The organism is Flagellimonas pacifica (assembly GCF_900215465.1).
GTDB classification, from domain to species: Bacteria; Bacteroidota; Bacteroidia; order Flavobacteriales; family Flavobacteriaceae; genus Flagellimonas; species Flagellimonas pacifica.
In genome coordinates this window covers 227,102-238,917 of record NZ_OBEH01000003.1, presented here as the reverse complement: position 1 = coordinate 238,917, position 11,816 = coordinate 227,102, and the positions used below count along the sequence as shown (strand labels likewise).

Sequence of the window (11,816 nt, the reverse complement as noted above, 5' to 3'; positions counted from 1 at the left end):
CATTCCTTAATCCTTGGGAGAACTTCTCTAACTTTATTATCTTACAATCAAATTAGCGTAGCAAAACCTAAATTTCAAAAACTCTCAGGTCGAGTGTCACCCTAAGCGCAGTCGAGGGACGAGACTTAAATTTTACAATGAGGTTTTACTACGTTTATATTTTGCTTTGCTCGGATGGATTGACCTATACAGGCATTACCAATAACGTTCCGAAAAGATTGATGGAGCATCAAAGTGGAACAATCCCAACCTCTTTTACCTACAGAAGAAGACCTGTTAAACTCATTTTTCAGCAAGAATTCCATGACGTATTACAGGCCATTTATTTTGAAAAGAAAATAAAGAAGTGGAGCGCTAAAAAGAAAATTGCTTTGGCAAACGGTGATTTTGATTTGTTGCAGATTTTAGCGGAATGTAGAAATGCCACGCATCACGATTATGACCCCAATAAAGATTAAGGTCTCGACTGCGCTCGACCTGACAAACCCCAATTATGTCTCAATCCAAAACCTCAAAAAAATCACAAAGGAATATTCCCATGTTTCTTTTTAGGAGTCTGCACCTGCTTCTTCTCTAACATCGCAAAGGCCTTCAATAATTTGCGCCTAGTATTTTTAGGTAGAATCACCTCATCAATAAATCCTCGCCTTGCAGCTCTATATGGATTGGCAAATTTATCAGCATACTCGGCTTCTTTCTCCTTGAGTTTGGCTTCTGGGTCATCCGCAGCTGCAATTTCCCTTCTAAAAATAATCTCACTAGCTCCTTTGGCCCCCATAACCGCAATCTCCGCACTAGGCCATGCAAAATTGAAATCGGCTCCAATGTGTTTGGAATTCATCACATCATAAGCCCCTCCGTAAGCCTTTCTGGTAATTACAGTGACCCTTGGAACGGTAGCTTCGCTGAGCGCATACAATAATTTTGCTCCATGCATAATGATTCCGTTCCATTCCTGGTCTGTACCCGGTAAAAATCCTGGCACATCTACCAATACCAACAACGGAATATTGAAGGCATCACAAAAACGGGTAAAACGTGCTGCTTTTCTAGAACTTTTCACTCCTAAAACTCCAGCTAAAAACATAGGCTGATTGGCAATAATTCCAATACTTCGTCCACCCAATCGAGCAAAGCCTACAATAATATTTTCTGCATAATCCTTATGGATTTCATAAAAGGAATCAGCGTCGATAATACCATCGATTACATCATGCATATCGTACGGCTTATTGGGGTTATCTGGCACAATATTGGTCAGTTGTTCTCTGATTTCCTCACCCAGTTCACATTCCAATGTTCTTGGGATTTCAGTATTGTTTTGAGGCAGATAATCCAAAAGCCTTTTAATATCATCCAAACAAGAGGCATCATTATTGGAAGTTTTGTGGGCCACACCTGATTTTACAGCATGGGTAGTAGCTCCACCAAGTTCTTCAGAGGTCACCTCCTCATTGGTTACCGTTTTTACCACATTGGGACCTGTCACAAACATATAACTGGTTTCTTCCACCATCACAATAAAATCGGTCATGGCTGGAGAGTAAACGGCACCACCAGCACAAGGCCCCATTACAGCAGATATTTGTGGAATTACTCCTGAAGCCTGTACATTTCTATAAAATATATCGGCATAACCTCCCAAAGACTTTACACCTTCCTGAATTCGGGCACCCCCAGAATCATTGAGACCAATAATGGGCGCGCCCACTTTCATGGCCAAATCCATCACCTTACAAATCTTTTCGGCATGGGTTTCTGATAAAGCTCCTCCAAAAACCGTAAAATCCTGGGCATATACATAAACCAATCTTCCGTTGACGGTTCCGTAACCGGTAATGACCCCATCTCCATAGTAGATTTCCTTCTCCATCCCAAAATCTGTGGTGCGATGGGTGACCAAAATCCCCATTTCTTCAAAAGAGCCCTCATCCAACAAATAATCGATTCGTTCCCGAGCTGTCAGTTTTTTCTTTTGGTGTTGCTTTGCAATCCGCTTTTCACCACCACCTAAATGGGCTTCTTCAATCTTATCCTTTAATATTTTTACTTTGGAATCCATCTGTGTTAGTTTGTGGGTAGTTGAACTATTTTTTTGTCTTCAAGATATTGATAAAGTGCGACCATGGCAGCGATCTCTGCTTCACTCTCCTTTTTCTTTTTGATTTTTTCGGGCGAATAGTAATTCTTTACAAAATGAGTGTCAAAATTCCCTGACCGGAAAGCCTCATGGCCAAAAACAAAGGTACCAAAAGGCAATGTAGTCTGTACGCCCTTTATTTTATAATCTTGAATGGCATCAAGCATCAATTCGATGGCCTCTTCACGAGTTTTACCATAGGTAATCAACTTTGAAAGCATAGGGTCATAGTAAATTGGAATATCCATCCCCTCTTCAAAACCATTATCCACCCTAATTCCATCTCCAACGGGAAGTATATACGTTTCCAAGTTTCCTACACTGGGAAGAAAATCGTTCAAGGGGTCTTCGGCATATACGCGAAGTTCCACGGCATGACCATGAATCTTTAAATCTTCCTGTTTAATGGAAAGCTTTTCACCCCTTGCCACTTTAATCTGCAGTTCCACCAAATCCACTCCCGAAATCAGCTCCGTAACCGGATGTTCCACTTGCAAACGGGTGTTCATTTCCAAAAAATAAAAGTTTAGGTCGGCATCCATTAAAAATTCCACCGTGCCGGCGCCAACATAATCGCACGCTTTAGCAACCTTGGTTGCGGCTACTCCCATTTCTTCCCTCAATTCTGGGGTCAATATGGAGGAAGGTGCTTCTTCTACCACTTTTTGGTGACGACGCTGAACACTGCATTCGCGTTCAAAAAAGTGTAATACGTTCCCATGCATATCGGCCATTACCTGAATTTCAATATGCCTTGGTGATGTCACATATTTTTCTACAAAAACAGAACCATCTCCAAAGGCAGAAGTTGCTTCACTAATGGCTCTTTCCATCTGCGATTCCAAATCTTCCTCTTTTTCCACAATTCGCATACCTTTCCCACCGCCACCTGCAGAGGCTTTTATCAAAACCGGGTATCCAATCTCATTGGCAATTTCATGGGCTTTGGCTACATCGGTAATGGCTTCATCAATACCTGGAACCATCGGAATATCGTATTCCTTTACCGCATCCTTGGCGGCCAACTTGCTCCCCATGATCCGAATGGCCCTGGATTTGGGGCCAATAAAAATGAGGCCATTTTTTTCCACAGCTTCAGCAAAATCTGCATTCTCACTTAAAAACCCATAGCCAGGGTGAATCCCATCAACATTCAATTTTTTGGCCACATCAATAATCTTATCACCCATCAAATAGGATTTATTGGAAGGTGCCTCTCCAATACAAACGGCTTCATCGGCAAACCTAACGTGCGGTGCATTTCTATCCACTTCAGAAAACACAGCAACGGTGTTGATTCCCATTTTTTTTGCGGTCCGCATCACCCGTAAGGCTATCTCTCCACGATTTGCTACTAATATTTTTTTCATAACCGTTTTATTGAAATTCAATTAGCAATTGTTTCTTATCAACAGCATCACCTTGCGTCACGGCAATCTTTTTGACCACCCCATTTCTTGGCGAAGTGATAATGTTTTCCATTTTCATGGCTTCCAGCACCAATAGTTGCTGGTCTTCAACAACTTCTTGCCCTTCTTCCACAGAAATATTCAAAATGAGTCCTGGCATGGGTGCAGAAACAGAATTGATGTTCTTGGAACCGTTTGAAGCAAAACCCATTTTTTTGATGAGTTCATGCAGCGGTGTACCAATTGAGGTTCGGAACTCACTACCATTCACCTTAACCATGTACGATCTACTGTTGAAATCAGCAACGCCGATTTCAATCTTATAAGATGTTCCATTTTTTAGTAAGTGGAAGGTATTGTTCCCAGTTTTAAGGATATCAAGTTTAGCAATATCCTCTCCGGATAATTGAAAATCAAAGTTTTCGTCGACTTTGACCACATAGGAATTTTCCATAAGAAGTTATCAAAGGTTATCTATATAAATATAAGATTATGACCTAATCTACCACAAATCTATATCCATAAACTTTTAAGAATTATGACAATGGTCATTCATTTACATACAATTGTAAAGTAACTATGCAACTGCAATTGGACAGGTTGAAAATCTTATCAAATGCTTACTTTTGGGGTTAAAATTATCATTATGCTGATTTTAGGAATTGCTGGCGGTACGGGCTGCGGAAAAACCACAGTGGTCAATCAAATCGTAGAAGAGCTTCCAGAAAATGAGGTTGGTGTCATATCCCAGGATTCCTATTACAATGACCTTTCCCACTTAACTAAGGAAGAACGGGCAAAAATCAATTTTGACCATCCAAATTCCATAGATTTTGATTTGTTAATTTCACATCTTGAAGCATTAAGACAGGGGCAATCCATTGATAAACCCATCTATTCTTTTGTAGAGGAAAACCGTCTAGAGGACACCATTACAACCGAACCCAGAAAGGTAATGATCGTAGAAGGTATTCTAGTGCTCAGCAATCCCAAGCTACGGGATATGTTCGATATCAAAATATATGTCCATGCCGATTCTGATGAACGTTTGATACGAAGATTACAAAGGGATATCCGCGAAAGGGGTCATGACCTTGAAAAAGTACTGACCAGGTACCAAACAGCTGTAAAGCCAATGCACCAGCAGTTTATAGAGCCATCTAAAGAATTTGCAGATATCATTATCCCCAACAACCACTACAATACGGTTGCAGTGGATATGGTGCGGACTATAATCAACCAAAAACTAGGTTAGTAAATGATTATCCACGATTTAAACAATAAAAAATGGTTTAAGTTCATGAAGAACATTTATGTTCTTGTACTTACTGTCTTTTTAATCTGGATGACTTTTTTTGACACCAACTCCTTGTTGATTCATTTAGAATTACGAAACGAGGTCAAGAAACTAGAAAAACAAAAAGAATTTCTGCAGGGCGAAATCGATAAGGACAAAGAAGTTCTGGAAAAACTATCCGATAAAAAAGAACTGGAAAAGTTTGCCCGAGAAAAATTCTACATGAAAAAGAAGAACGAAGAAATATTCTTGATCGAATATGAAGACAGCCTAAAAACTAAAAAAAATGAGTAAATCAGGTTTGTTTGACGAATTTCCCGAAGTTTCTGCAAAACAGTGGAAACAAAAAATTCAATTTGATCTAAAGGGAGCGGATTACAATGATACATTGATTTGGGAATCCTTGGAAGGGATTGCGGTAAAACCGTTCTACCATTCGGAGGATTTGGACGGAGTGAAAAACTTTGCCCTTCCTGAAGGGCACAACTGGAAAATAGCACAATCCATTTATGCAGGAGATGCAAAAATAGCCAACACAAAAGCACTGGACGCTCTAAACCGAGGTGCAGAGAGCTTAATTTTCACCATTCCCCAGGAAGATTTTGACGTGGAGGTTCTGCTTGCCAATATCGATTTAAATAAAACACCGCTACATTTCAATTTTGAATTTTTAGCGCTGGAACCCATTAAAAAGTTACTTACTTTTTTAGAAGGAAAGAGTACTAGTGCCCATCTCAATATTGATCTTATTGGAAACTTGGCAAGAACTGGGAACTGGTTTCACAAAATGGAAAAAGACAATTCCATTTTAGAAGAAATTTATAGGTTGGTCAAAAATCAAAATAGCACTTCAACAATAAGTGTTGATCTATCTCTTTATCAAAATGCTGGGGCCAACATGGTACAGCAATTGGCTTATGGTCTTGCCCATGCCAACGAATATCTTAATCATTTTCATGGAAGTTCGGAGGCAGCGGACACTGAGCGAAGTCGAAGTGCCGAGGGGTCTCTCCCAATTGCATTCAAAGTATCGGTAGGTAGCAACTATTTCTTTGAAATAGCCAAACTTAGGGCATTGCGTTGGTTATGGAAAAGCATTGCTCCTGCATATGACTTAAATTATGATTGTCATATTCTAGCTGTACCATCCAAACGAAACAAAACCTTATATGATTACAATGTCAACCTACTCCGGACAACGTCAGAATGTATGTCGGCCATATTGGGAGGTGCAGATACATTAAGTAATCTACCATACGATACCATCTACCATAAAGATAATGAGTTTGCCGACCGAATTGCTAGAAATCAGTTGTTATTGCTCAAAGAGGAAAGCTATTTTGATCAAGCTTCCAATGTTGCCGAAGGTTCATATTATATTGAATCATTGACCCAGCAATTGGCACAAAAAGCATTGGATCTTTTCAAACAGATTGAAAATTCAGGAGGTTTTTTATCAGAATTGAAAAATGGAAATATCCAACGAAAAATAAAGGAAAGTGAGGCAAAAGAGCGACAACTTTTTGATTCAGGTATAATTGCTTCTGTGGGTACCAACAAATACCAAAATGCTCAAGATAGGATGAAAGATGACATTGAGCTTTATCCTTTTGTAAAAACCAACCCACGAAAGACGATTATCGAGCCCATTATAGAAAGGCGTTTAGCAGAGGAATTAGAACAAAAAAGAATGGATGATGAGTAGAAAAGACCTTCAAAGTATAGAATTGTCGAGCTGTCATCCTGAGCCTGTCGAAGGAGTAGTCGAGACCCCCTCCAACTTTGCCGCTGGCATCCCTCCTTTTTTGCGAGGCCCTTATTCAACTATGTATGTCCGTAGACCTTGGACCATTCGCCAATATGCCGGGTTTTCAACAGCAGAGGAAAGTAACGCGTTTTATAGAAGAAATTTGGAAGCAGGTCAAAAAGGACTTTCCGTAGCTTTTGACCTTCCTACCCATCGAGGGTATGATAGCGATAATGACCGTGTGGTTGGGGATGTTGGCAAGGCAGGTGTTGCCATAGATTCTGTAGAGGACATGAAAGTCCTTTTCGATGGTATTCCATTGGATAAAATGTCCGTTTCCATGACCATGAACGGAGCGGTACTCCCCATTATGGCTTTTTATATTGTTGCAGCTAAAGAGCAAGGAGTTTCCATGGAAAAGCTATCGGGAACCATTCAAAATGACATTCTTAAAGAATTCATGGTTCGGAACACCTATATCTATCCGCCTGCACCATCCATGCAAATAGTTGCCGATATTTTTGAGTTTGCAAGCCAACATATGCCTAAATTTAATAGCATCAGTATTTCGGGATATCATATGCACGAAGCTGGGGCTCCGGCAGCTATTGAATTGGCATATACGCTGTCCGATGGCATTGAATACATCAGAACGGGAATAAAAGCAGGCCTGAAAATTGATGATTTCGCTCCTCGCCTATCCTTTTTCTGGGGAATTGGGATGAATCATTTCACGGAAATTGCCAAAATGCGTGCCGGCCGAATGCTCTGGGCTAAATTGGTCAAGGAATTCAACCCAAATAATGAAAAATCCTTGATGCTTCGCACACACAGTCAAACTAGTGGCTGGAGTTTAACAGAGCAAGATCCTTTCAACAATGTGGCCAGAACCACTATTGAGGCCATGGCGGCAGCTTTTGGGGGCACCCAAAGCTTGCATACCAATGCATTGGATGAAGCCATTGCCCTTCCTACCGATTTCTCTGCCCGAATTGCGAGGAATACCCAGATTTACCTACAACAAGAAACCCATATCACCAAAACCGTGGATCCCTGGGCGGGAAGCCATATAGTAGAAAAACTTACCCAGGAGATTTCCAATGAAGCTTGGAAACTAATTCAGGAAGTGGAAAAATTAGGTGGAATGACCAAAGCCATTGAGGCTGGTATTCCAAAAATGCGAATTGAAGAGGCGGCTGCCAAAAAACAAGCCCGCATTGATAGTGGTCAAGACACTATTCTAGGTGTAAACAAATATAGTCTTGAAAATGAGGATGAGCTTCAAATTTTGGAAGTGGACAACGACAAGGTACGCAAACAACAGGTTACGCAGCTCAAACAACTCAAATCCAATAGGGATGAAGATGCGGTTCAAAACGTATTGAAGAAAATTTCCGAAGCATCCAAAAAAGCAATGCAAAATAACTCTGAACGAGAAAATTTGTTAGCTTTAGCTGTTACCGCAGCCAAATTACGAGCTACTTTGGGTGAAATAAGCGATGCCATGGAAAGTGCATTTGGACGGTATCAAGCAAAAATCCGATCATTTACTGGGGTGTATTCAAAAGAGATCAAAAACGACGAAAGCTTTGAAAAGGCTAGAAAAATGGCCGATGATTTTGCCTTGGAAGAAGGTAGAAGACCTCGAATTATGGTGGCCAAAATGGGACAGGATGGCCATGACAGAGGGGCAAAAGTGGTTGCTACCGGCTATGCAGATCTAGGCTTTGACGTAGATATTGGGCCATTGTTCCAAACTCCAGCGGAAGTAGCCAAACAAGCTGTGGAAAATGATGTTCACGTTCTGGGAATCTCATCCTTGGCGGGTGGGCACAAAACATTGGTCCCAGAAGTTGTAAAAGAACTCAAAAATTATGGCAGGGAAGATATCCTGGTCATTGTTGGTGGCGTGATTCCAAAACAAGATTACAAACATTTGTTGGACAATGGTGCGGTTGCCGTGTTCGGGCCAGGCACAAAAATAAGTGATGCAGCTATAGAAATCTTAAAGATTTTAATGGACTAACCCAACTTAAATCTCTTATAACTATAACTTTAACTTTCTTTAACGCCCTTTATTAAGGTTATTCACCCACTGTTAACAAAATACATTTTTTAACGTCTTAAATAATTGTATTTTTAGCACCTAACTTACTATGAAATGGGCAAGATAATTGCTATTGCAAATCAGAAGGGTGGCGTAGGTAAGACAACAACAACGGTGAACCTAGCTGCCTCACTTGGTGTACTGGAAAAAAAGGTGTTGTTGATTGATGCCGACCCCCAGGCCAATGCAACCTCCGGTTTGGGCATTGATGTTGATAGTGTAGAACAAGGTACCTATCAGCTATTAGAACATACCAAAACCGTTGATGAAGTAATCATACAAACAGATTCCCCTAACGTAGATCTTATTCCTGCACATATTGATCTTGTAGCCATTGAAATAGAATTGGTGGACAAGGATAATAGGGAATATATGTTGAAAGAAGCACTTAAGGATTTGGGTAATCGTTATGATTTCATATTGATTGACTGTGCTCCTTCTTTGGGGTTATTAACCTTAAATGCACTTACGGCAGCAGATTCAGTAATGATTCCTATTCAATGCGAATACTTTGCTCTGGAAGGTTTGGGCAAATTATTGAATACGGTTAAGAGTGTGCAGAAAATCCACAATAATGATTTGGATATTGAAGGCATGCTACTGACCATGTACGATTCAAGATTGCGACTTTCCAACCAAGTGGTAGAAGAAGTTAAAAAACACTTTTCGGATATGGTCTTTGATACTATTATCCAAAGAAACGTTAGGCTTAGTGAAGCACCAAGTTATGGGGAAAGTATCATTAAATATGATGCAAGTAGCAAGGGTGCCACCAATTACCTAAACTTGGCCAATGAAATATTGAAGAAAAACAAGGAAAAAGTTTAAATGGCGAAAGCAACCAAAAAACAGGCTTTGGGAAGAGGTCTGTCCGCTCTACTAAAAGATCCAGAAAATGACATTCAGTCGGTTTCTGATAAAAATGCGGACCAGGTCATTGGGAATGTAGTTGAATTAGATGTAGATTCCATAGAGGTAAATCCGTTTCAACCTCGATCTAATTTTAATGATGAGGCGCTTAAAGAATTGGCCAGTTCCATTAAGGAACTTGGAATTATTCAGCCTATTACGGTAAGAAAACTCGATTTCAACAAATTTCAACTTGTATCTGGTGAAAGAAGGTTCAGGGCCTCCAAGTTAGTAGGGCTGAAGACCATTCCCGCATATATTAGGATCGCCAATGATCAGGAATCACTGGAAATGGCCTTGGTAGAGAATATTCAACGCCAAGATTTGGATCCAATAGAAATTGCGTTATCCTACCAGCGACTTATTGATGAGATTCAGGTTACCCAAGAAAAATTGAGCGATCGTGTGGGTAAAAAACGTTCTACCATAACCAATTACTTACGTCTTCTCAAATTACATCCAATTATACAAACCGGAATGAGGGATGGTTTTGTAAGTATGGGTCATGGCCGTGCCCTAATCAACATTGAAAAGAGGAAAGATCAAATCAACATTTATGAAAAGATAGTGTCAGATGGTCTTTCCGTAAGGGAAACGGAGCAATTGGTAAAAGCATACAAAGAAGGAAAGACCTCAGAAAAAAAAGGAACAGTCACCAAAGAAGTTCCTAACTATATCTCCAAAGGAATAGATGCTTTAAAAGGCCACCTTTCTACAAAGGTGGATATTTCCACCTCACCAAATGGTAAAGGTAAAATAGTGATTCCTTTTCATTCCAAAGAAGAATTTCAGCGTTTAAAAAAATTATTGACAGGTGATTAAAAGCCTCCTTTTTTCAAGTATTTTACTATTCTCCTTCCATTTTACTTTCTCCCAAGAAGAAGAGGAAAATCGTCCTCACCCACAAGAGATTGATTCACTGGCACAGGATTTGGAAGGGCAGGGCATCACCATAGAAGAGGTTACCTACGAAAAGAAAAAAATAAACCCACTTGCTCCCAGCAAAGCTGCATTTTATTCGGCAATTCTGCCGGGGCTGGGTCAAATCTATAACAAACGTTATTGGAAAGCTCCAATTGTTTGGGGAGCTATCGGTACGGGTATCTATGTCTATTCCTATAACAATACTCAATATAGTAAGGCAAGGGATGCATTTAAAAGAAGACGTGCCGGATTTACCGATGATGAATTCTATGATCTCAATGGTGATGGAAGTGGACCCGATATTTCATTGGAAGCCTTGCAAGATGCGCAGGAGAGCACTCAACGAGACAGAGATTTATCATTGTTGATTACCATTGCCCTGTATGCACTAAATATTATTGATGCTAATGTAGACTCGCATCTTAAACAATATAATGTGGATGAAGATCTTTCTATTGATTTTCAACCATATATAGATCTTAACCCGCTGACCAACAATCCAAATTACGGGATGGCCTTGGTCGTTAAATTTTAGCTTATGAAGATTGGCTTGTTTGGCTATGGTAAAATGGGTAAAATGATTGAGCAAATAGCTCAACAAAGGAGACATACCATAGTTGCCAAAGTAGATATCAACACCACAGAGGTAGATTATAAAAATATGGATGTCGCTATTGATTTTAGTACTCCAGATGCTGCTTTCAATAATATAACTACTTGTTTTGAAAATGAAGTTCCCGTGATTTCAGGCACTACAGGATGGTTGTCCGATTACGATAAGGCTGTTGATATTTGCCAAGCAAAAAAAGGAGCATTTATCTATGCTTCAAATTTTAGTCTAGGGGTAAATGTTTTTTTTGAGTTGAATTCTTATTTAGCCAAAATGATGTCTACCTTGAACCAGTACAAGGTCTCCATGGAAGAGATTCACCATACGCAAAAATTGGATGCACCAAGTGGTACAGCGATTACCTTAGCAGACGGAATTATCGAAAACACGAACTATTTGGATTGGAAATTGGAGGAAGGTGATGATAAAATCATTCCTATTACATCCAAGCGAGAAGGCACAGTCCCTGGCACCCATACCATCACTTACAAAAGTGAGGTGGATGACGTTGAAATTAAGCATACAGCAAACAATCGGGAAGGTTTTGCTTTGGGTGCTGTTATTGCCGCAGAGTGGATTCAAGGAAAAACTGGTATTTTTTCTATGAAAAATGTGTTAAATCTAAAATAAAACGTAACAACATTTAGGACTTTTAGTCTAAAAAATAAACTTC

At 39.9% G+C, this 11,816-nt stretch carries 12 protein-coding genes; 9 read left to right on the top strand and 3 right to left on the bottom strand.

The genetic code is table 11. The features are described from left to right. Positions 1–137 precede the first annotated feature (137 nt). On the top strand, positions 138–458 hold the full coding sequence (locus tag CRO15_RS10945) for a GIY-YIG nuclease family protein (RefSeq protein ID WP_097045871.1): 321 nt from the start codon (positions 138–140) through the stop codon (positions 456–458). 62 nt (positions 459–520) lie between these two features. Here the strand turns inward: CRO15_RS10945 and CRO15_RS10940 are convergent, their stop codons facing one another. The 3 genes from CRO15_RS10940 to CRO15_RS10930 are packed head-to-tail and all read right to left on the bottom strand — an operon-like array spanning position 521 to position 4,003. Further along, positions 521–2,062 (bottom strand): acyl-CoA carboxylase subunit beta, encoded by a 1,542-nt coding sequence (locus CRO15_RS10940; RefSeq protein WP_097045870.1) that lies wholly within the window; start codon positions 2,060–2,062, stop codon positions 521–523. Between the two features lie 5 nt (positions 2,063–2,067). Next, entirely contained in the window at positions 2,068–3,510 is a 1,443-nt protein-coding gene (accC, locus tag CRO15_RS10935; RefSeq protein ID WP_097046192.1) for an acetyl-CoA carboxylase biotin carboxylase subunit, read from the bottom strand. Positions 3,511–3,517: 7 nt separating this feature from the next. Beyond that, positions 3,518–4,003: a biotin/lipoyl-containing protein gene (locus CRO15_RS10930; protein WP_097045869.1), complete on the bottom strand. Its 486-nt coding sequence runs from the start codon at positions 4,001–4,003 to the stop codon at positions 3,518–3,520. A gap of 192 nt (positions 4,004–4,195) precedes the next feature. Between CRO15_RS10930 and udk the strand changes: the two genes are divergently transcribed. The 8 genes from udk to dapB all read left to right on the top strand — a co-directional run bounded on the left by udk (position 4,196) and on the right by dapB (position 11,773). Beyond that, positions 4,196–4,804: a uridine kinase gene (udk, locus tag CRO15_RS10925; protein WP_097046191.1), complete on the top strand. Its 609-nt coding sequence runs from the start codon at positions 4,196–4,198 to the stop codon at positions 4,802–4,804. Between the two features lie 3 nt (positions 4,805–4,807). Further along, positions 4,808–5,140, top strand: a complete 333-nt coding sequence (locus CRO15_RS10920) for an FtsB family cell division protein (RefSeq protein ID WP_097045868.1) — start codon at positions 4,808–4,810, stop codon at positions 5,138–5,140. Further along, complete coding sequence (locus CRO15_RS10915; protein WP_097045867.1) at positions 5,133–6,551, top strand: methylmalonyl-CoA mutase subunit beta; 1,419 nt, start codon at positions 5,133–5,135, stop codon at positions 6,549–6,551. The genes CRO15_RS10920 and CRO15_RS10915 overlap by 8 nt, the downstream gene beginning before the upstream one ends. Continuing rightward, positions 6,544–8,619: a methylmalonyl-CoA mutase gene (gene scpA, locus CRO15_RS10910; RefSeq protein ID WP_097045866.1), complete on the top strand. Its 2,076-nt coding sequence runs from the start codon at positions 6,544–6,546 to the stop codon at positions 8,617–8,619. Before CRO15_RS10915 ends, scpA begins: the two co-directional genes overlap by 8 nt. Before the next feature lie 135 nt (positions 8,620–8,754). Beyond that, positions 8,755–9,528 carry a ParA family protein gene (locus CRO15_RS10905; protein WP_097045865.1) on the top strand — a complete coding sequence of 258 codons (774 nt, stop codon included), beginning with the start codon at positions 8,755–8,757 and terminating at the stop codon, positions 9,526–9,528. After that, positions 9,529–10,431 carry a ParB/RepB/Spo0J family partition protein gene (locus tag CRO15_RS10900; RefSeq protein ID WP_097045864.1) on the top strand — a complete coding sequence of 301 codons (903 nt, stop codon included), beginning with the start codon at positions 9,529–9,531 and terminating at the stop codon, positions 10,429–10,431. Beyond that, positions 10,424–11,068: a DUF5683 domain-containing protein gene (locus CRO15_RS10895; protein WP_097045863.1), complete on the top strand. Its 645-nt coding sequence runs from the start codon at positions 10,424–10,426 to the stop codon at positions 11,066–11,068. The genes CRO15_RS10900 and CRO15_RS10895 overlap by 8 nt, the downstream gene beginning before the upstream one ends. A gap of 3 nt (positions 11,069–11,071) precedes the next feature. Beyond that, complete coding sequence (gene dapB, locus CRO15_RS10890) at positions 11,072–11,773, top strand: 4-hydroxy-tetrahydrodipicolinate reductase (RefSeq protein WP_097045862.1); 702 nt, start codon at positions 11,072–11,074, stop codon at positions 11,771–11,773. Positions 11,774–11,816: the final 43 nt, after the last annotated feature.